Origin of the sequence: Streptomyces sp. NPDC047525, assembly GCF_040643025.1 — a bacterium.
Lineage (GTDB): Bacteria > Actinomycetota > Actinomycetes > Streptomycetales > Streptomycetaceae > Streptomyces > Streptomyces durmitorensis.
On record NZ_JBEYTL010000029.1, the window covers coordinates 14,940 to 35,777 of the forward strand.

The window sequence follows — 20,838 nt, forward strand, 5'->3', positions numbered from 1 at the left end:
GGGACCGTCGTCGTCGGATTGTGTGCCGTGCCCTGTCGCGTGTGGGACGGGGGGGGCAGGGGTGCGCGCACAGGGGCGGGTGCCGCACAACGGGGAGTGAGCGAATGGATCATTCATGCGGCATATGCCTGCCCTGTGGGTGGTCACATCAGCGATGTCCCACCACCGAATCACTCCGTTGGGCGGTGGTACGCAAGAACGACAGGGAGTCGTCACAGGTCCTCGACCGCCCGCACCACGTGCCGCACGGTCGCCCCGGGGTGGGTGAAGCAGGTGAAGTGGCCGCCCTCGAGAAGGACGCTCTCGGCCTTCCCGGTGGTGAGCGCCTGCCAGCCGTCCGCGGCATCCGGCGGGACGCTGGGGTCGTCGGTGCCCCGCAGCGTCACGAGGGGCACGTCCAACGCGGGTGCCTCGGTGGGGCGATGGCGGCTCAGGAGGTCGATGTCCGCATCCAGCGCCTGGGTGGCAAGTGTCGTGGTCTCGGCGCCGGGCGCCTCACGTTCGTCGAGCCACTCGGGAGGCGTGCCCGCCTCGGCGCGGCAGGCCGCACCCGCCGAGGCAGGCGGTGCACTGCCCGAGACCACAAGGCGGCGAGGGGCGGGCAGTCCGAGCAGGGCGACGTGCCGGCAGGTCTCATGGGCGAGGACGGCTCCCATGCTGTGGCCGAAGAGCACATAGGGCTTGTCGGCCGTCCATTGGAGTGCGAAAGCCACGTGCCGGGCCAGGCTCGACAGATCGGGCGGCGAGGGTTCGGCCACCCGGTCCTCGCGCCCGGGATACTGCACGGCCCACAGTTCATGGTCGCGAGGTACATGGGGCAGCCACCGGCGGTAGACGCTGGCACCCGCCCCCGCATGCGGGAAGCAGATCAGCCGGACTTCCGCATGGGCAGGAGAGTTCAAGGGGCGCAGCCAGCGGCGTGCGGGGGACACAGGCCCTGTCACGATGTCTCCTTGAGTCCGGTGTCCGGTGCGTCGTCGATCGCGCGGGCCATGCCGACCAGGGTGGCCGCGGACTGGAGACGGCGCAGCGGCACCTTCGTGCCGAACCGTTCGGTCACCGCGAGGGACAGCCGCATGGCCAGCAGGCTGTCCGCGCCGAGGTCGAAGAAGTTGTCGTGGCGGGACGCGGGGGCGCGACCGAGCAGTGCGGCCCACTCGTGGGCCAGGGCCCTCTCTGTACCGGGCAGCGGAGGTTCCTGTGGTGTGGGCTCACGCAGCGGCGCCGCCCAGCCGATGAGCTGCTTGCGGTCGATCTTTCCGTTGCCGCTCAGGGGCAGTTCGGGTACCAGAAGGCACGTGTCGGGCTGGGCGTACGCAGGCAGCCGGCGCCCGGCGTGATCGCGTACGGCAGCGAGGTCCAGACTGTCTCCGCTGGGCATCAGATAGGAGACGATCCGGCGCCCGGACCCCTCCCCGACCAGCACCGCCACCGCCCTGGCGACATCTGGGTGGCTGCCCAGGACGCCCTCGATCTCACCCAGCTCGATGCGATATCCATTGAGCTTGATCTGGTGGTCCGAGCGGCCCAGGAACTCCAGGACTCCATCGGGACGGTACCGGCCAAGATCCCCCGTTCGGTACCAGCGCATCCCGTCGTACTCGACGAAACGCTCGGCCGTGCGGTCCGGGTCGCCGCGGTATCCCAGCGCGACACCGGTGCCGCCGATCCACAGTTCACCGGACACCCAGTCGGGGCAGTCGCGGCCGTGCGCGTCCACTGCGCGATAGCACTGGTTGCGCAGGGGAGTGCCGTAGGGAACCGACGGCCAGTCGGGGTCCACCTCCGTCACCTCGTGGAAGTTCGAGTACACGGCTCCTTCGGTGGCTCCGCCGCAGGCGACGAACCGGCATTCCGGCACCAGGCGATGCAGGCGGCCGGGCAGATCGGTGCCGATCCAGTCACCACCGGTGAACGCGACACGCAGGGTGCTGGGGGCGCCGCCGAGCTCCCCGGCGGTCACCAGCATGTCGAGGAGGACCGGCACCGAGTCCCAGACGGTCACGTGGTGCTCGCGCATCAGACGGAGCCACGCTTCGGGGTCGCGGCGCTGGTCGCCGCGCGGCATGACGACGCGGCCGCCTGCCATCAACGGGCCGAAGATCTCGTAGACGGAGAGATCGAAGTCGAGGGCCGAGACCGACAGACAACAGTCGTCGGGGCCCACGCCCCAGCGGCGGTTGAGGTCCTCCAGGGAGTTGACGGCGGACCGGTGGCTGACCTCCACGCCCTTGGGCGTACCGGTGGAGCCGGACGTGAAGATCACGTACGCGGGCGCCCCGGGCGCAGTCCGTACGGGCCGGGCCAAGGGAGCGAGGCCAAGGTCCAGGGCCACGTCGAAGGGGACTTGAGCGGGAGCGCCGGCCGGTCGGGCGCCGGCTTGCCGCTCCTCACCGATCACGAATCGCGCGTCGGCCACCCGCAGGACCTGCTTCCGGCGTTCCTCGGGCTGGTCAGGGCCCACCGGCACATAGGCTCCGCCCGCCGCGAGAACGCCGAGCACCGACACGACCTGGGCCTCGCCGGACGTCAGGCTGATCCCGACCGGCTCGCCGTCGCGCAGCCCGAGCCGACGCAGGTGCGAAGCCAACCGGAGTGCCCGCTCGGCCAGTTCACCGCGGGTGAGCGTGCTCTCTCCGTGGTGCAGGGCTGCCCGCTCGGGTCGCTCCGCGGCCAGCTGGAAGAAGCGCTCGTGCAGGAGCAGCCCGCTCTCCGGCCCCCGGGTGTCGTTGACGCGGCGGCGGGTGGCCACCTGACGGGCGGGCAGCTGTTCCGGGACCGAGACGTCCCAGTCCGCGTCCGCGAAGACGTCGAGCACGGTGCCGCAGTACTCGGTCATGCCGTCGAGCGTCCCGGGCAGGAATACCTCCTCGACGGCGTCCCAGGCCATCACGATGCCGCCGTCGGCGGCGTCCGAGGCCGGGTACGTGAGGCAGTCGAGCCACACCTGCGGAGTGTGGGACAGCATCCAGGCGGGGGCGCCGAACCTGTCCGTGAAACGTGAGGAGACCCAACTGCGCGCGAGCGCGGTGTACACGACGCCGAGCGCAGGGGCTGTCTCCCCCCGGCTTCGCGCCGCCTCCCGCAACCGGGTCACGGTGGGCGCGTCCGTGCGACGCGCTCCGTCGGCCCAGCGAGCCAGATCGGCCAGACGTCCCGACCGTGCGGCGGGCGCCGTCACGGCCAGCAGCTCGCTGAAGTCGCCGACGGTGCACGTGTGTTGAGGGGAAGCGCCCGGCCGGTCGAACACCGGCAGATTCAGTACGAAATCGGAGTCCTGCTCCTCGCTCCACCGCTGCAAGGTGGCGACGAATGCGGCGAAGGGCACCGAATCGGCCCGCACGCCGGCCGCACGTGCCCTGTCCTTGATCCGCTGCCATGCCGGACCCCGTACGACCACTTCGCGCCGGGCGAAGCGAGGGACCACCGGCAGCTCGTCCGGCTCCACGGCGTAGGGCAGCCGGGGAGCCGTGGACGACTCATGACGATCGGCATGACCGCCCTGTTCCTGAGCCGATCGTTCGGCCGTGCGCTCAGCACGTGCCGTGCGCTCACTGAGTGGGGCGCGGGCCTCCCGCTCGCGCCGGTACTGCGCGAAGTCGCCTGCCGGGGAAGGGAGTTCACCGTCGTACAAGGCCACCAGGTCATCCAGCACGACCCTGATGGCGGGCGGGTCGGCGGCCAGCAGGTCGATGTCCACGTGCAGGCGCGCCCCTCCGCCGGGGAGCAGGGTGAGCCGCAGATCCATCAACCGGCCGGCCGCCACGTCGAGGAGCTGTCCTGCCATCTCCTCGCGGATGCGGCCGAGTTCGGCGTCCACGGCGCCGGAGCGCACCTGCCTCAGGTCATGGACGGTGAGGCGCCCCGACGGCTGGTCGAGCGGCACCCCGTGGTCGAGTCCGGCGAAGGAGGTCCGCAGTGAGACATGGCGCATCTGGAGCCGCCGAAAGGCCTCGTCGAGACGTTCCGGGTCGGGCGCGCGGCCGTGGTCGAACTCGAACGTCATATGGCATCCGGTTCCCCCGAGGGGCTGTCCGGCCTGGCGCCCCATCAGGTAGGCGCGCTGAACATCGGTGAGGGGAAAGGGAGTTGATGTGTTCATCTCGGTCATGAGTCGCTCCAGCATCGGTCCACGTCGCGGGCCGCGTCCACGAGCAGGGCGGCGCCCCGGCGTACTTCCTCATCGGTCAAGGTCAGTGGCGGCATGACGCGCACGCAATGCCCGGCGCTTCCGCCGAGCCCCACCAGGAGTCCCCGGGCCCGGCACTCCTCGTGGACGGCGGTGGCCACCTCGGCGCAGGGCGCACCGGAAACCGGGTCCTGGAACGCCACTCCGAGCAGCAGGCCGCGCCCCTGCACCCGTCGCACGCTCGCGAGCCCGGCGAGCCCTTCTTCCAGGAGCGCGCCCAACGCGCGCCCCGCCTGGCCGGCCCGTCGCGGAAGGTCACGCTCGACGATGAAGTCGAGCGTCGCGACGGCGGCGGCCGTGGACAGGGGATTGCCACCGAACGTGGAGATCGACGGCATGGGCAGGCACGACATCACCGCGCGCCGCCCGACGACACCACCCAGGGCCAGTCCGCCCGCGACGCCCTTGGCGAAGACCAGCAGATCCGGACGGACGTCCTCGTCCCACTGGTGGCCCCAGAATCGACCGGTGCGCCCCCAGCCGGTCTGCACCTCGTCGCAGATCAGGAGCGAGTCCCGGTCGTGCACCACTCGCGCGTATGCGGCCAGTTGCCCGTCGGCGAGCGGTACGGCACCGGCCACTCCCTGGACGGGCTCCGCGATCAGAGCAGCGATCCGGCGCCCGGGCGCCGCGTCGATCAGATCCTCCAGCTCCAGCGCGTACCCGTCGACCTGGCCGTGACCGGCGTCTCCTTGTTCCGGCCCGGCAGGTACGTGGTCCACGCACACGGGGGAGAGCCCTGTCCCCTGCCACCGCTTGTCGCCGCTCACCGCCACCGCACCGAACGAACGGCCGTGGTAGCTGTGCCGCAGGGCGATGACGTGCCGGCTGCGCTGGTACTCCGTGGCCAGCAGGAGCGCGGTCTCCACGGCTTCGGTGCCCGAGCAGGTGAAGAACACCACGGGGTCGTCGATCCCGGAGACATCAGCGATGCGCTCGGCCAGCTCCACCTGGGAACGGATGAGGTAGAAGGTCGATGTGTGCAGGACACCCGTGCTCAACTGCCGTTCCACGGCCTCGCGCACCTGTGGAACGTCGTACCCGAGCAGGTTCGCGGCCACCCCGGAGTAGAAGTCCAGATAGTCGCGCCCGTCTCCGCCGCGTACCGTGCGCCCGTGCCCGGAGACGATCTCCAGGGGGTCGCGGTAGGACAACGGGGACCACGGCGGCAGGGATGTCCGGTGCCGGTCAATGAGGCTGCGTGTGCTGATGGCTTCCTCCTCGGGCGGGTGTCAGGAGATCGGCGGGCGGTGGGCCCCCGGCCGGCAGTCCCAGCGCGAACCCGCCCACATGCATCAGCTCCTCGTCGGTGTCCCGCAGGAAGGGAGCGGTCACGGGCGCGTCGATGGCCCCGATGGGGCAGGCGGCAAGGCCGAGATCCGTCGCGGTCAGGCACAGCGTCTGCATCAGGCATCCCGCGTCCCGGTAAATGAGACTGAGCGCCATGCGGCCGTACTTCCACGATGTACGAGCGGTGTACGAGGTGAGGTAGAAGCTGACGGGCGCAGTCCGGTCCATCCGCCCGGGGCGGGTGATCAGCCGGTCCGTCAGTTCATCGAGACGCGCGTCCCAGGGGGCGAGATGTTCCAAGGCGTGGTCAAAGGGGTCGTAGTGGTGTGCCCCGGCGGGCAGCCCGTCGACGGCTCTCGCCAGCACGTAGATCTCCAGGCTGTGCCGTCCGCCGCCGGAAGGGGACGGGCGCTGGGTCTGCTGATGCTCGAGCGGGGGCAGAAAACCGCGCACTCGGGCAGCCCGGCCGAGCAGCGCCGCGAGCAGCAGCAAGGGAACCGGGCGCTTGTGGAAGGACCGCACACTGCGGCGCTTCTCCACTACCGCTGACAGCGGCTCACTTGCAGGTCCCAAGGCGTCGGGCAGGGCCGTGACTGCGGTGGCCTCGGCATGGCACAGCCTCGCAGGGGGCGACGGGCCGGGCAGGGCGCCGACGTCCGGTGGGACCATGCACGCCTCATGATGGGCCGCCAGCTGGTGCGGGGAGCAGGAGCCGAGGCCGCTTCGCGGTAGATCCTGCGGGGGACACGGATCGACACACGGTTCGATGGTCCCCGCATCCGCCAACTCGGCCAGCACGTCCCGTAGATACGAGAGCGGGGGCGCCTCCGGCCAGTGTGCGCGGAGCGTCTCGGCGGTGCCGGGGCGGCCGAGCCGGGCCAGCACCTGCAACCGGAGGCTCACGCCGTCCGGGGGACACGGCCAGGAGTGTGTGACGCCACGGCGGGCATCGAAGAGGGCCGGGGCCCATTCGTCGCTCCGGGCGTCACCTCCCCATTCCAGAAGCAGGTTTGGATTGCGGCGGTACGCGTGCTGATCGTTCATTCCCAGCGAATTCCCAGAGTGCGCCGAGCGGAACTAATTCACGCGGAATTCAACACTAAACGGATAGTCGGACCAAGGTCGCAGCCGCGGTGCCGCCGCGTGGGGCCGGCCACGCCGAGGGGCAACTGGTGCGTTGTCCGGTTCAACGTGCTCAACAACCCATCGGTGATGGACGGCAGTTGGGGCGCCGGTTGCGGGAACTGTTGAAGGACGGCGCACGCGACACGCCATGCGAATTGTCAGTGCGCGTTCCATCCGGGCTGCACTTCAAGAGGCGGCCTGCCAATTCCAAGATCCCAGAAGAAGGGGAAATCCGACATGCGTCGTTCCATCGCCGAATCACCCGCGAGTGAGTCAGGAGTACCCCCGCAGTCCCAGGTGCTCGACCTCGCAGGAGGGGTCTTCGCCAAGGGAGCAGGCGGAGCGGGTGAAGGCACTCATGAACGGGTCCTGCTGTGCCAGGACCGTGCCACCGGACTCAAGGCCATCGTCTCCATTCACTCCACGGCGCTCGGCCCTGCACTCGGCGGCACACGCTTCAAGGCCTACGGCAGCGCCGCCGACGCTGTCATGGACTCCTTGAACCTCTCCCGGGCCATGTCCTACAAGAACGCTCTCGCCGGATTGCCCTACGGGGGCGGCAAAGCGGTCATCATCGGTGACCCGTCGCGGCGCAAGTCCCGAGGGCTCCTGCTCGCCTACGGGCGTTTCGTCGAATCATTGCGAGGCAGCTACGTCACCGCCTGCGACGTCGGCACGGAATCAGCGGACATGGACGTGGTCGGCGAGAAGACGCGACACGTCGTCGGGCGCTCTCCTGACTGCGGAGGCAGGGGCGACCCGTCTGCGCTCACGGCCTACGGCGTGCTGCAGGGCATGCGGGCCAGCGCTGCTGTCCGCTGGGGCGATCCCGAGTTGCGCGGACGGCGCGTAGGGGTGTGCGGCGTGGGGAAGGTGGGGCAACACCTGGTGGACCTGCTGATCCAGGAAGGAGCGTCCGTCCTGGCCGCCGACACACGGCCCAGCGCGCTCATCCACATCCGTGCCAGGCACCCCCAGGTTCACACCGTCCCCCCACAGGCGCTTCTCGATGCCGAACTGGACGTCTTCGCTCCCTGCGCGCTGGGCGGAGTACTTGACCAGGTCACCGTGAACAGGCTCAGGGCCGCCGTCGTCTGCGGAGCCGCCAACAACCAACTCGGTTACGAGGGGGCCGAGGAGCGGCTGCGCCAGCGGGGCATTCTCTACGCGCCGGACTACGTGGTGAATGCGGGCGGAGTCATCCACGTGGCACAGGAGGGCCAAAGGTCCTGCGCCGCGTTCTCCGCCGGATCTGCGCGCGAACGGGCGAAGGGGATCTACGACACCACGATATCGATCCTCGCCACCGCCGAGTCAACTGGCACCGCCCCCAGCGCCGTGGCCGACGAGATGGCCGAACAGCGCATGGCGTCCGCGCTGCACGGCTGACCCCCGTTCCCGCACAACTCACCAGTGAAGAAGGTAATCATGAGCACGGTCAGGCAGCGCACTCAGGAACTTCTGAGGCATCACGACATGCGCGTCATCTTCGGCAATCCCGGAAGCACCGAATTGCCTTTCCTCGCAGAGCTGCCGGAGGACTTCACCTACGTACTGGCGCTGAACGAGGCGACGGCCACGGCCATGGCCGACGGATACGCCCAGGCGACGGGAAAGCCCACTGTGGTGAACCTGCACACGTCCACTGGTCTCGGCAATGCGATGGGATCCCTGGTCAATGCTGCCGGTGCCCGTAGTCCTGTGGTGGCCCTCGCCGGTCAGCAGGTCAGGGCTGCTCTGCCCACACCGTCCCTGCTCGTCAACCGTCACCCGATGGCTCTGGCACAGGGGGCGGCCAAGCACACGGCGGAGCCGGCCCGCGCAGAGGACACTCCGGCGGTGCTCGGCCAGGCCATCCTGCGGGCCGGCCAGGCGCCGGCCGGTCCCGTGTGCGTCTCGGTGCCCATGGACGACTGGGAGCAGCACGTCGATGCACCGGCGGGGGGCACCTCCCACAGGTCGCGCACAAGCGACTCCGTACCTGACCCCGAAGCGCTCGACGCGCTGGCCGCGCAGCTCACGCAGGCCCGTGCGCCCGCTCTGATCGCCGGTCCGGAACTGGACACCGAGGCGGGCTATGCCGCGACAGTGGCTCTGGCCGAGCGGCTGGACGCTCCGGTGTGGCTGCCCGCCTTCGGACCACGGGCGGGTTTCCCCAGCGCGCACATCGCGGCCCGCGGACCGCTGCCGTCATCGGCGGACGGGGTCGCGGAGGCTCTGGAGGGCCATGACTTGGTGCTGGCGCTGGGAGCTCCCGTCTTCACGTACTACCAGTGGACGGGAGGGCCCGCCGCTGCGCCGGGGACAAGGCTGGTGCACGTCACATCAGATCCCGAGGAAGCCGCCCGTGCAGTCACCGGAACCTCTTGGCTCGGCTCACCGGTAGCCGCCGCCGAGGCGCTCTGCCGGTCGCTGGCAGGAAGCAAGGTCCGCCGACCGGACCGTCTCGCACCTCGGATGCCGTCGGCTCGGACGGACGAAGAGGCTGCCCCCGCGACTGACGGGACGCTGCGGGACGTCGAGATCTTCACCGAACTCGCCAAGGCGCTGCCCGATGAGGGGATCGTGGTCAATGAGGCGGCCCAACAGCTGCCCGCCTACTGGCAGTCGGCAGCGTTCTCGCGGCCGGGCAGCTACTACTTCACGGGAGCGGGAGGTCTCGGCTTCGGCCTGGCCGGCGGTGTCGGCATTCAACTGGCCGAGCCGGAGCGCCCGGTGGTCGCCGTGATCGGCGACGGGTCCATTCAGTACACGCTGCAGGCTCTCTGGACGGCGGCACAGTACCGAGTCCCCTTGACGGTCCTCGTACTGGACAACAGCGAGTACGGCATTCTCAAGAACTGGGGACGCACCCTCGGAACAGGGCCTCTGCCGGGTCTGGATCTCCCCGGTGTCGACATCATGGGACTGGCCAGTGCCTACGGCGTGAAAGCCCGGCAGGCGCGGTCCGCTGACCAGTTGAAGACACTCCTGACCGATTCCATCGCCGCCCCCGAGCCGAACCTCATTCACGTCCCTCTTGCGTCATAGGGGGAATCCGGCACATATCCCGGTCGGCCGCGACAGAGCGTGAGAACTCCGGATGGAGTTCGTGCATTCAACAATTTCAACAGGCCAAAGGCTGATTCGGTGTCGTCCTCGTGCCTGAAGCAATCGATAGAAAGGAAGACAGAGCAGTCGAGACCGACGGTCGGACTGAAGAGCCTTTGTGCGAGGGAGAGAGGGATGACGCACATGGAGATCGCACTCGCCGGCGGGGCCAGCTTTCTTGGACCCCGGCTTGCCTCGGAGCTCCTGAGCAGGGGACACCGGCTCACGCTGCTCGCCACCCGCGACCCCGCTGTGGTGCGCAGGCGCCTTCTCGGCAGGCTGGCGCTTCTCGGCTATCCGCCGCAGTCCGTTCTGGACATGAGTGAGCAGCTGGATGCGGTGTACGTCGATCCGCAAGCGCCTCACCTCGGGATGGGGCGCGGAGCCTACGAAGCGCTCGCGGATCGGTTCGACGTGGTGTGGCACTGTCCGGCCAGCCCGGATTTCCATCAGGGGTGCGACTTCGCGGGTGGTGTTCCTGCGAAGGGGGCTCACGCGCTGCTTCCGCTCGCGGCGTCGGGGGAGCGGCCCACCGTGTTCCATCAGGTGAGCACCGTGTTCGCACACGGAGCGCAGCCCCCGGGCACGGTCCGGGAATCTGGAGCCGCACGCACGTCGGAGAACTGCCGCAATCGGCACGAGAGGGCCCACGCCGACGCCGATCGGTATGTACACAGTTACGCGGCCGACACCGGCGCTCGTGCCGTGGTGCATCGAACGGGCCTGCTCGTCACCGACATGGCCGACCAGCCCGAACTCCCTCGCCACGGGCTCGCTCAGATCGCTGCGGTGGCCGGTCGGCTGCTCTCGACGGCGGAAGGGGGCAAGCGCCTCTCCCTCTCGCTCGGCGTGCCGGGCGACCCCGAGGCGCGGTTGAACCTTCTGCCGGTCGTGGCCGCCGCGCGAACCATGGCGCAGGTGACGGAGCGGGCGCACGAACCGGGGCCGCAGCTGATGCACGTCGTGCATCCCCGGGATACGCCGGTCAGCCGCATCACCGCGGCGTTCGAGCACCTCTTCCCTCTGCGGTTGTTGCTCCGGCCGACCGGGAGTGCTCATCTCCCTGTGGACGTGCGGGGCATTCCGCAAGGATTGGACGCGGTCCTGCCCTACCTGAGGCAACGCCTGTCCTTCGACACCGGTGCCCTCGACTCACTCGGAGTGCGTGTACGGGCCCCTCGGGTCACCACTGAGTACTTGGTGCGTGGCATGAAGGGGGCCGCCATGCAATCCGCGGTGCCTGAGGGCGGGCCGCATGTGGGTGTGCTTTCCGCCTCTGTATGACACAGGACCTGCAGTCGCCGTCGCTTCGGCCCGCGTCCTGCTCTCGCGCTCCGGACGTGAGGGGGCCCTGTGCCCCGACCATTCCCCAGCTCTGTCATCGGCATTCTGGACAGCTGTCTCGCCGGCCTGAGGAGGAACACATGCACAAGCCGTCCACCCCAGCAGCCCAGTTGGCCCCGATCGCGAGAACTCGCAGGCTCATGGCTCGTTGCTACTCGGCCTGTCTGGGGCGAGCCCAGTACCGGAGCGTGAACCTCCCCGAGTTCACGGTCTGCGGCCGGTATGGCGAGGGGCGGGGAACACCCGTCAGCCTCATACTGATCGGCGACTCGACCAGCTTGGGTTGTGGCGCCGACCGACCTGACCAGGTCCCCGCCGCGCTGTTGGCCGCCGCCCTCGCCGGCGAACTCGGCAGACCGGTCGACGTACGGGTCGAGGCGGAGCGCGGAGCCACCGCCACGTCCATGCAGAGCCAAGCGGAAACGGCCGTCTGGGCTGAACCGGACGTCGTGGTGGTCATGGCGGGTGCCAACGACGTGCTGCTCCCGGTTCGACTCCACCGCCGTGCCCGGCGCCTCGCTTGTCAGATCCGCTTGATGCGGACCGAGCATTGCTCCGTTGTGGTGGCGGCCTGCCCCGACCTGGGGTGGGGGAACGGTCTGTACCGCCCGGTTCGCTCCCTGGTGCGCCGAAGGGCCCGACGCCTTGCCCGACTGCAGACAACGGTCGCGCTCGCCGAAGGCGCCCGGGTCGCTTCGCTCTCGGAACCGCTGTGTCACGAGGATCCGTCCGCGGCGCATGCGGCAGACGGATTCCACCCGTCGCCGGATGCCTACGCAAGGGCCGCGGCCCGCTTGCTGCCCGCCGTCCTGGCCGCGGCGGGGGGCACAGCACCGGAACGGGAGAGCCCGGGGCCGGGGGAACTGAACTTTCCGGCCTCCGACACAGCCGAGCACGCGAACACGCTCAATGCCCACTTCGCCCCTTTGGGAGACGGCCGGGTCGCTCTGAGGCTCCGACGATCGATGAGGATGCTGCCTGATGCTCAGATCTGATTCTGTACGGCAATGTTCGGCCCGCGCGGCATCAGACGTCGCGGTCACTGGCTTGGGCGCGCTCACCCCGATCGGAAGCGGTGTCGCCAAGACGTGGGCCGCTGCGCTTGGTGGCACCAGCGGGGTCGGCGAGATCGACGAGAGCTGGGCCGATGAACTGCCGGTACGCATCGCCGCACGCGTACGTGCCGACACCGGCCAGATGCTCTCCCGCCCCGAATGCCGCCATCTTGATCGCAGCGGGCAGTTGGCGCTGATCGCTGGGCGTGAGGCCTGGGAGGACGCCGGGTACAAGGGCGCGGCCGGCGGCGGCTGCGGCCTCGATCCACGGCGTGTTGCCACGGTGTTCGGCTGTGGCATGGGCGGCCTCGGCACCACACTCGACCAGTACGAAGCCATGAGCGCGAAGGGCGCGCGCTCCATCAGCCCTTTCTCCGTGACCATGCTGATGCCCAATGGCCCGGCTGCCGTCCTGGGCCTGGAGACAGGAGCAAGGGCCGGAGTGCACGCGGTTGTCAGTGCCTGCGCGTCCGGTGCCGAGTCGGTGGCCCGCGCCACCGAGCTGATCCGCCTCGGCCATGCCGATGTCGTACTCGCAGGAGGAAGCGAGGCAATCGTCAGGCCCCTGGCCATCGCCGGCTTCGCAGCGATGCGCGCCCTGTCGACCAGGAACGACGACCCGAAGCGGGCCTCACGTCCCTTCGACAAGAACAGGGACGGCTTCGTGATGGGGGAGGGGGCAGCAGCTCTCGTCCTCGAATCCACCGAGCACGCCCGAGCCCGTGGCGCCCGCGTCTACTGCGAGATCGCCGGCTCCGCGACCACGGCCGACAGCCATCACATCGCCCAACCGCACCCGGAAGGCGGTGAGTTGGCCCAGGCCATCGACCTTTCGGTGGAGAGGTCCGGCCTGTCCCCTGCGGATGTGGTGCACATCAACGCTCACGCCACCTCGACCCCGACGGGTGACCTCGCTGAGTCCCGGGCGCTCAGAAGGGGCCTGGGTGCAGCCCTGGACCATGCCGCGGTTTCCGCGACGAAGTCGATGACTGGACACCTGATCGCGGCAGCCGGTGCCGTCGAGGCTGTGTTCACGGCTCTCGCACTGCACCACAGGACAGCTCCGCCGAGCATCAACCTGGACGACCAGGACTCGGACATCGAACTGGATGTCGTACGCGATAAGCCCCGCCGCCTGCCCGACAGGCCCATTGCGGCGCTGAGTACGTCGCTGGGTTTCGGCGGGCACAACGTCGCACTGGCCTTCCGGTCGGTATGACGCGTCTGCTCGGCGAGACGTGTCGTCGCCCCGCAAGGCACCTGCGCGCGCCCCTCCCTCCCTCTCTCACTCCCTCAAGGAAGAAGTCTGCATGCCGATCGACCTGCTGGTGGAGCTCGAACCCGTCGTCGAGGAGAATCTCAACCGGCATCTGAGCATGGCCAAGGAATGGATGCCGCACCGCTATGTGCCCTGGGGGTGTGGCCAGGATTTCGCGGACACCGAGGAGGCGGAGCTCGAAGCGTGGAATCCGGACACGGCGCCGCTCTCTCCCGAGGTGCGGGCCGCGCTGGAAGTGAACCTGCTCACCGAGGACAACCTGCCGAGCTACCACCACGAAATCGCCGCGCGCTTCGGCCGGGAAGGCGCCTGGGGCACCTGGGTGCATCGCTGGACGGCGGAGGAAGGCCGTCACGCCATGGCGATCCGGGACTACCTCGTGGTGACCCGCAGCGTGGACGCCGACGAGCTGGAACGGCAGCGCATGGCTGTCATGGAGTCAGGCTATGACGGTGGTGACCGCACCCTTCACGAAGCGATTGCCTACGTAGCCCTGCAGGAACTCGCGACGCGGGTCGCCCACCGCAACACCGGCCGTCGCACCGGCGATCCTGTGGCCGACCGCCTCTTGGCCAGGGTCGCAGCTGATGAGAATCTGCACATGGTCTTCTACCGTTCCCTGGTGGACGCGGCACTCGCCATCGATCCGTCGGCCATGGTGCGGGCGATCTGCCGGGAAGCCATGGCCTTTCAGATGCCCGGAGCCCAGATCCCCGGCTTCCGCCGCAAGGCCATCGCCATCGCCCGCGCCGACATCTACAACCTCGGCGTGCACTGGAACGAGATTCTTGGTCCGTTGCTCCGGCACTGGCGCATCTTCGAACTGACCGGACTCGACGCGTCAGCCGAAGCGCTCCGGGACGAACTTGCCCTCTTCGTCTCGCAGTTGCAGGCCGACGCGGAACGCCAGGCCGATCGCTTCGCGAAGGCGGCCCAGCGATGAGGAGGTTGCGCAACAGCATCGTCCGGCGCGTGAAGAAGCCCTTGCTCCGGTTGTACTCCGAGGCAGTCCTCGCCGCTCCGGTCCGCCCCGACCGCGCTGACATCCCTCAGTGCTCAGGGCGCTACGGTCCGCCCTCAGGCGAGCCTCTGAGACTGGCGCTCCTGGGTGACTCGCTCGCGCTCTCCGTCGGCGCGGGGCATCCCTCTCGCGCGGTGGGCGGTGTGATGGCTGCCGAACTCGCCGCCACGGCCGACCGACCCGTCGACCTGGCCGTGCTGGCCCGATTCGGCACCACCGCAACCCACTTGAGCCAACAGGTCGAGCGGCTCGGCCGCCTTGACGGGGCTCCCGGCACTGCCGTGGTGATCGTGGGGGGCAACGACGTGCTGGTCCCCACACGGATGACCACGTCGGCCGGGCAGCTGGCTCAGCAGTTGGTCAGGCTGCGGGACATGGGCTGGTCCGTCGTGCTGGCCAGCTGCCCGCAGATCCGTCATCAGCCGTCCCTGCGCCCATGGACCCGTCGCTTCGCCGGGCACCGCAGCCGCAGGCTCGCCATGCTCCAGACCCGCGAGGCGCTGCGGGCCGGGGCACGGGTTGTGTCCCTGTACGACAGTCAGCTGCTCGTGGAGAACGAAGACACGCTGCTGTGCACGGATTCCTTCCACCCTTCCGCACAGGGATATGCCGTTCATCTGGAGCGGCTACTGCCCGCGCTGTTGGCCGCATCCGACATCCGGCCTAGTTCCGGGGCCCGGGAAGTGCTCCTCGACGAGGCGATCCGGGCTGCGGTCATGGTGCCGGGACTGCACTGCGCGCCGGGCAGCAGGCGCGGTCTGGCCGTGGTGGATCTCGACCGTCATCCCCTGCCCGCAGGGACGAATCTGAATGACTGCACGAGCTGAGGACGCGTCCCCTCCGGCTCGAGGTGGTGATGTCGGAACGCGGTGAACCAGGCACGGCGCAGGAGCGAGTGGACGATCCGGCGAGCCTGTCGATGAGCGGCCGGTGGTCCCCGCGTACGCCGCCGGAGGGCCGACGCAGCCGGGTGCCGCCGACGATCAGCCGGGAGCCGTCGAATCCGAGCGCGGAGACCCCGTCCCTTACCCGTGAGATTCCTGCCGGGCCAGGACCTCGCAGTGCGCGCGCCGTTAGATGCTCTGTCCCAACAGGCGGCAGGTGCTGAGCGTGACCCGTCCCGCGGCGATCAGTCCGGCGGCCCACGGCCCACGGCGCGCGGTCGGCGTGGTCGTCGCGTCGGGTGCGGCGGGGTGGCAAGCAGCCCGTCAGCCGCTGCGCGTGGATGTCGCAGGCCGTCTTGAACGCGGGCTGTGCGGCGAGAGCCTTCTCCGGCACCGGTATCCCGGCGGCCCGCGCGTCGCGAATGAAGTGCCACGCCTCCAGAGTGAGCGCTCCCGGCACGGTGATTCCACAGGGCGAGGGCCGATACCCGCGTTCAGCAGCACCGGGAGCCCGCTCGTGCTCAGCACGAGCCACTTCACGCCGTCGTCCATAGGACAAGGATCGGAGCATCCCCCCCCCCGTCCTGAACAGAGGTCGTCCCGTCAGGTGACGGGAGAGCCCGCGGGGATGGTCCCGATCTTGGTTGCGGACAGCGGAGCGAGAACGGCTCAGCGCGCCGGGTGCGACAGCTCGATGTCGAGGGCGTCGGTGCCGGGGCCCGTCACGCGGAGCGGGGTGGCGACGGGCGGGTAGCCGCTGGCGATGACGGAGTACTCACCGGCGTCCAGGTCCGTGAAGGCGTAGGCGCCGTCCGTGCCGGTGGTGGCCGTCGCGGCGACGTTGCCCGCCGCGTCGACCAGCGTGACGCGGGCGTCCGGCACCAGGCGCAGATCGGCGGAGCGCACCGCGCCCTGGAGCCGGGCGCCCGGGATGAGAGCGATCTCCACTCGGCCGGTTCCGCCGTCGCTGACCGTGGCGGGAACGGCGGTCGGCCGGTGCCCCTCCGCCGTCACGGCGACGGTGAACTCGCCGGCGGGCAGCTCCTCGAAGGCGAACCCCCCGTCCTGGCCGGTCTGTCCGGTGCCGCGCACCTCGCCGCGCACATCGGTCACGATCACCGTGGCGCCGACGACCGGCAGCCCGTCGGCGCCGCTGACGCCCCCGCTCAGACCCTGCGGGCCGGAGAGCAGGATGTCGTACGCGAGCGGCTCGTCGCCGATGGTGACGGTGGCCGCCTGCGGCTGGTGCCCGTCGGCGGCGGCGATCAATACGTAGGTACCGGCGCCGGGTGCGGCGAGCTCGTAGCCTCCGTCGGAGCGGGCCACGGTCCGGCCCAGTTGACGTCCCGTCAGGGAGATCAGGGTGACTGTGGAGCGGGAGGCGTCGGTGGAGGTGCGGATGTGTCCGTGGAGGGTGGGGCCAACCTGTGCGGGCGCTTCCTGGGCCTCTGCCGGAGCGCTGGCCTGGGGCGTCTCCTGGGCGGAGGCCGCAGTCGCCGCCGGTGCCTGCTGGGGGCGGCGGAAGCCGATCAGGGTGGCCGTGGCGATCAGGGCCACCAGCATTCCGACCGCGCCGATGGTCATGCAGACATGGACGGCGTCGGTGAAACTCGCGCCGATCGCGCCCAGTGCGGGACCGGTCGCCTCGGGGGACAGCCCGAGGTGCCCCGCGGCACCCACACCGCCCTGCGCGAGGGCCTCGCCCACCCGCTGCTGGTCGGCGGCGGTCAGTCCGGAGTCCGCGAGGTGCCCGGGCAGGGCGGAGGTGAGCCGGCTGGTGAGAACGGCGCCGAGGACGGCGGGGCCGAGGGCGCCGCCGAGCTGGCGCAGGGTGTTGTTGCCCGCGCCCGCCATGCCCGCCAGGTGGTGCGGGACGCTGCCGACGGCGACCGCGCTGATCGGCGTCATCACGAAGCCCATGCCGAGGCCGAACAGGGCGAGCGGGCCGGCCATCGCGCCGAACCCGGAGTCGGTCTGCAGGCCGGTCAGCCACAGCATGGCGCCGCCGGTGCCGAGCAGGCCGACGCTCAGGAGTACGCCGGGTGCGACCTTGCCCATCAGACGGCCGACGAGCGGGCCGGTCACGATGGAGACGCCGTTGAAGACCAGCATCCGCCAGGCGATGTCGAGGACGGAGAGCTGCTGGACGCTGCCGAAGAAGAGGCTGAGGGTGAAGACGGAGCCGATCATCCCGAACATGACGATGGCGTTGACGACACCGGCTCCGGTGAAGGGACGCACTGCGAACAGCTTCAGGGAGAGCATCGGCGAGGGGGAGCGCAGTTCGGCGACGATGAAGGCGATCAGGCCGAGCGCGGCGACCGCGAACGCGACGACCACCTTGGTCTGGCCCCAGCCGTGAACCCCGCCGCCCTCGATCACGCCGTAGATCAGGCCGATGATGAAGACGATCGCGGCGATCTGGCCGGGTACGTCGATGGCGCGGCCGTGCGCGGAGCGGGAGTCCTCCAGCATCCGCACGGCCACCAGGCCGGTGACGACGGTGATGACGGCGGCCGGCAGGAAGATCCAGCGCCAGGTGGCGTGCTCCAGGATGACGCCGCTGATCAGCGGGCCCAGGGCCATGCCGATGCTCAGGGACGCGGCCCAGGCGGCGATGGCCTTGGCGCGGGCCCGGAAGTCCGGGTAGGCGTGGCTGATCAGGGCAAGGGTGGAGGAGGCGAGAGCCGCGGCACCCGCGCCGGCGATGGCCTGGCCGGCCCAGACCTGCTCGACGCTGTGCGCGGTCAGGGACGTCACGGAACCGGCGGCGAACAGGAGCATGCCCGCGAGGTAGGCCTTCTTGCGGCCGTACAGGTCGCCGATCAGGCCGAAGGTGAGGATCAGCGCGGCCATCGGCAGGATGAACGCGTCGGAGACCCACTGCAGGTCGGACGTGGAGGCGCCGAGCCCTTGCTGGATACGCGACAGGGACACCGAGACGCTGCCGATGGGCACGTAGGCGGCGAACATCCCGAGACACGCCAGCACGGTGGTCAGCGCCGGGCGCGCGACGGCGCGGTGGTGGGGGGTGGATATCGCGGACATGGTGAGACGGCCCTCCTGATCGAACGCGCCGGTCAAGTTATCAGTTGCCTGTCAAAGTCCCAAATGACTGAGACCGGAGGGCGGAGAGTTCTCTCTCGGTACGGAGGGTGTGGCCGCACGGATCATGCGCCGGGTTCGGCGGGCGTCGACGCCCGCCGGTGATCGCAAAAGCGGCCTTGGCCGGTCCGGTTGCGAAGGGCTTGGCTCTCAGCCGGCCTTGGGCGGGTCCGGCCACATGCGGGCCACGGGAGAGTCGGGGCCGTCGAGGGCCACGGCGATGCGGCGCATGCCGAGCGTGAGACGTTCCAGCTCCTCGGGCCCGCCGACCACTTCGCAGAGCCGTTCCACGACCGCTTCGACGAGCTGTCGCCCCTTGGCCATACCCAGCAGCCCCGCCTCGGTCGGCTCGACCAGCACCACACGTTTGTGCACGGGGTGCGGGTGCCGCTCGATCCACCCGATCTGCTGCAAGTGCGCCAGCGCCGTCGTCACGCTCTGCGGCGTGATGTTCTGCCCCCGGGCCAGATCCGCCCCGGACAGCGGCCCGTGCTGGTCGAGGGTCATCACGATGCCGAGCTGCGTCATCGTGACGTCGAGGGAGCGCAGCCGCTCGTTGAGGGCGCGATGCACGGAGTTGTTCGCCCGCCACATCGAGTGGCTGAACGTCTGGTTCCACGGCGTGTCGGAGGCGGTCCCCTCCGAGCGGCGGCTCGGCATTTTCAACTCCCTGCGGGCAAACGGCCCTCATCCTAGCGGCGGGGCGACCGGCCCCCGCCCGGCCACGTGCAAGTGACGGGGCATCGGCGGCGTATGCGCCAGGTCAACAGCCGGCCTGCATCCGTTCAAGTGTCGTTCAGCGCACAACCATCAACCGTTTCCGCGTGTCTCGCAGATGAATCACATCTGCGCGCACGCGTCTCGACATCGCTCGCGCTCTAAGGAGGAACCGTGGGCATCCGCAGACCCGCCATATCGACCGCCGTGGCCGCCGCCCTCATCGGGTCGTTCAGCGTGCCGATCGTCGCGGGCACCGCGTCCGCGGAGGACGGCGCCGCCACCGTGCGCGAGGACTTCGACGGCGACGGTTACCAGGACGTCGCCGTCTCCGCCCCCGGCGCGAAGGTCGGCGGCCACGCCTGGGCCGGCTACATCACGATCAGCTACGGATCGGCCAACGGCATCGACTCCGCGCGCACGACAGTCATCACCCAGGACACCCCCGATGTACCCGGCGTCTCCGGCGACAACCAGGTCTTCGGCTACGCGATGATCTCCCGTGACCTGGACGGCGACGGCCTGACCGACCTGGCGGTGGTCGCCCGCGATCACCGAGCGGAGAACAACGTCAACGGATCGGTGATCGTCCTGTGGGGCCGGAAGACCGGCATCTCCGGCGAGGGCGCGGTCCGCATCGACGCACCGGCCAATGCCCAGGTCGGCGACGACATCACCGCGGGCGACTTCGACAGCGACGGGCACACGGACCTGTTCATGCGCAACGGCGAGGACTACGACTACCACGACGTGCTCTACGGCCCCTTCAGCCGTGACGGCGTCCCCGCCCGCGCGCAGCAGGTGCAGGTGTACAGCACCGACAACACCATCAACTCGACCGCCGCGGGCGACTTCAACGGCGACGGCATCGAGGATCTCGCGACCTTCTACGTCTACGAGAACCACGCCGAGGGCGGCAAGCTGTGGCTCGGCACCAAGGACGGCCTGTCCACCGTCCCGCAGCGCCTGAACTCCTCGTCCAGCACGGCCGTGGCCGACTTCGACCAGGACGGCTACGCCGATCTCGCCACCCGCATCTTCCCGAACGGCGACACCGAGGGCACCGAGGACGACCCCGGCACCGTCAAGATCTACTACGGTTCGCCCTCCGGCCCCAGCCAGACCCGTACGCAGACGATCACGCAGAGCACGGCGGGCGTGCCCGGGGCGAGCGAGAAGGGTGACCAGTTCGGTGGGCGGCTGAGCGCGGGCGACGCGAACGGCGACGGATACCCCGACCTGGCCGTCGGCGTCCCCGGCGAGGCGATCGGCTCGAAGGCGAAAGCCGGCGCCGTGGTGCTGCTCAAGGGCGCCAAGGGCGGGCTCACCGGCAAGGGCGCGCAGGCGTTCCACCAGGACACGGCGGACGTGCCGGGTGTCGCGGAGTCCGGAGACGTGTTCGGCGGGTCGGCACGTCTGCTCGACGTGACGGGCGACGGCAAGGCGGACCTCGCCGCCGGTGCGCCCGGCGAGAACCTGGACACCGTCGTGAACGGCGGCGCGGTGTGGCTGCTGCGCGGCGCGGCCTCCGGCCTGACGGCCTCGAAGTCGGTCGCGCAGAACCCGAAGGACATCGGGGCACCGGCAACGAAGGCGCTGTACGGCGCGAACCTGAGCGGCGACAACGGCCCCGGCACGCTGATCCCCTAGCGCACGCAGCACGATCACGGTCACGATCGGGTCCTCAGTGTTGCGGTGGTCGGCGCCCGGGGCAGCCGGCCTCGCACCACTGACGGCCT

General features: G+C 69.9%; 14 protein-coding genes. 8 read left to right on the plus strand and 6 right to left on the minus strand.

The window, feature by feature from the left end:
• Positions 1-212: 212 nt before the first annotated feature.
• From ABZ833_RS43220 to ABZ833_RS43235, 4 genes are read right to left on the minus strand one after another with little or no spacing between them, the layout of a single operon-like run.
• Positions 213-944, minus strand: a complete 732-nt coding sequence (locus ABZ833_RS43220; protein WP_361058981.1) for an alpha/beta fold hydrolase — start codon at positions 942-944, stop codon at positions 213-215.
• On the minus strand, positions 941-4,111 hold the full coding sequence (locus tag ABZ833_RS43225) for an amino acid adenylation domain-containing protein (protein WP_361058983.1): 3,171 nt from the start codon (positions 4,109-4,111) through the stop codon (positions 941-943). Before ABZ833_RS43225 ends, ABZ833_RS43220 begins: the two co-directional genes overlap by 4 nt.
• Positions 4,108-5,343, minus strand: a complete 1,236-nt coding sequence (locus ABZ833_RS43230) for an aspartate aminotransferase family protein (protein ID WP_361058985.1) — start codon at positions 5,341-5,343, stop codon at positions 4,108-4,110. Before ABZ833_RS43230 ends, ABZ833_RS43225 begins: the two co-directional genes overlap by 4 nt.
• Before the next feature lie 34 nt (positions 5,344-5,377).
• Positions 5,378-6,523, minus strand: a complete 1,146-nt coding sequence (locus ABZ833_RS43235) for a SagB/ThcOx family dehydrogenase (RefSeq protein WP_361058987.1) — start codon at positions 6,521-6,523, stop codon at positions 5,378-5,380.
• Positions 6,524-6,841: 318 nt separating this feature from the next.
• Between ABZ833_RS43235 and ABZ833_RS43240 the strand changes: the two genes are divergently transcribed.
• The 7 genes from ABZ833_RS43240 to ABZ833_RS43270 all read left to right on the plus strand — a co-directional run bounded on the left by ABZ833_RS43240 (position 6,842) and on the right by ABZ833_RS43270 (position 15,220).
• Positions 6,842-7,993, plus strand: coding sequence for a Glu/Leu/Phe/Val dehydrogenase dimerization domain-containing protein (locus ABZ833_RS43240; protein WP_361058989.1), 1,152 nt, complete (start codon positions 6,842-6,844; stop codon positions 7,991-7,993).
• 39 nt (positions 7,994-8,032) lie between these two features.
• On the plus strand, positions 8,033-9,634 hold the full coding sequence (gene mdlC / locus ABZ833_RS43245) for a benzoylformate decarboxylase (protein ID WP_361058991.1): 1,602 nt from the start codon (positions 8,033-8,035) through the stop codon (positions 9,632-9,634).
• 99 nt (positions 9,635-9,733) lie between these two features.
• A complete protein-coding gene (locus ABZ833_RS43250; protein ID WP_361058993.1) occupies positions 9,734-10,978 on the plus strand; it encodes an SDR family oxidoreductase in 1,245 nt (414 codons plus the stop codon).
• A gap of 248 nt (positions 10,979-11,226) precedes the next feature.
• Positions 11,227-12,033 (plus strand): GDSL-type esterase/lipase family protein, encoded by an 807-nt coding sequence (locus ABZ833_RS43255; protein WP_361058995.1) that lies wholly within the window; start codon positions 11,227-11,229, stop codon positions 12,031-12,033.
• Positions 12,020-13,312 carry a beta-ketoacyl-ACP synthase II gene (locus ABZ833_RS43260; RefSeq protein WP_361058997.1) on the plus strand — a complete coding sequence of 431 codons (1,293 nt, stop codon included), beginning with the start codon at positions 12,020-12,022 and terminating at the stop codon, positions 13,310-13,312. Before ABZ833_RS43255 ends, ABZ833_RS43260 begins: the two co-directional genes overlap by 14 nt.
• A gap of 91 nt (positions 13,313-13,403) precedes the next feature.
• A complete protein-coding gene (locus ABZ833_RS43265) occupies positions 13,404-14,315 on the plus strand; it encodes an acyl-ACP desaturase (protein WP_361058999.1) in 912 nt (303 codons plus the stop codon).
• A 29-nt stretch (positions 14,316-14,344) separates the two neighbouring features.
• On the plus strand, positions 14,345-15,220 hold the full coding sequence (locus tag ABZ833_RS43270; RefSeq protein ID WP_361059001.1) for an SGNH/GDSL hydrolase family protein: 876 nt from the start codon (positions 14,345-14,347) through the stop codon (positions 15,218-15,220).
• Positions 15,221-15,946: 726 nt separating this feature from the next.
• Here the strand turns inward: ABZ833_RS43270 and ABZ833_RS43275 are convergent.
• Together ABZ833_RS43275 and ABZ833_RS43280 are read right to left on the minus strand one after the other, a co-directional pair.
• Positions 15,947-18,325 carry an MFS transporter gene (locus ABZ833_RS43275; RefSeq protein WP_361059003.1) on the minus strand — a complete coding sequence of 793 codons (2,379 nt, stop codon included), beginning with the start codon at positions 18,323-18,325 and terminating at the stop codon, positions 15,947-15,949.
• A 207-nt stretch (positions 18,326-18,532) separates the two neighbouring features.
• The gene (locus ABZ833_RS43280; RefSeq protein WP_361059005.1) at positions 18,533-19,042 is read right to left on the minus strand and encodes a MarR family transcriptional regulator; all 510 of its coding nucleotides are present in this window, start codon (positions 19,040-19,042) and stop codon (positions 18,533-18,535) included.
• A 231-nt stretch (positions 19,043-19,273) separates the two neighbouring features.
• Here ABZ833_RS43280 and ABZ833_RS43285 point away from each other — a divergent pair, with 231 nt between their 5' ends.
• Entirely contained in the window at positions 19,274-20,749 is a 1,476-nt protein-coding gene (locus ABZ833_RS43285) for an FG-GAP and VCBS repeat-containing protein (protein WP_361059007.1), read from the plus strand.
• Positions 20,750-20,838 lie beyond the last annotated feature (89 nt).

Bases quoted from the DNA above. Each gene is read 5' to 3' on its own strand.
- ABZ833_RS43225 (WP_361058983.1), bottom strand. From the start codon at position 4,111: ATGACCGAGATGAACACATCAACTCCCTTTCCCCTCACCGATGTTCAG.
- ABZ833_RS43235 (WP_361058987.1), bottom strand. From the start codon at position 6,523: ATGAACGATCAGCACGCGTACCGCCGCAATCCAAACCTGCTTCTGGAA.
- ABZ833_RS43240 (WP_361058989.1), top strand. From the start codon at position 6,842: ATGCGTCGTTCCATCGCCGAATCACCCGCGAGTGAGTCAGGAGTACCC.
- mdlC (WP_361058991.1), top strand. From the start codon at position 8,033: ATGAGCACGGTCAGGCAGCGCACTCAGGAACTTCTGAGGCATCACGAC.
- ABZ833_RS43260 (WP_361058997.1), top strand. From the start codon at position 12,020: ATGCTCAGATCTGATTCTGTACGGCAATGTTCGGCCCGCGCGGCATCA.
- ABZ833_RS43265 (WP_361058999.1), top strand. From the start codon at position 13,404: ATGCCGATCGACCTGCTGGTGGAGCTCGAACCCGTCGTCGAGGAGAAT.
- ABZ833_RS43275 (WP_361059003.1), bottom strand. From the start codon at position 18,325: ATGTCCGCGATATCCACCCCCCACCACCGCGCCGTCGCGCGCCCGGCG.
- ABZ833_RS43280 (WP_361059005.1), bottom strand. From the start codon at position 19,042: ATGCCGAGCCGCCGCTCGGAGGGGACCGCCTCCGACACGCCGTGGAAC.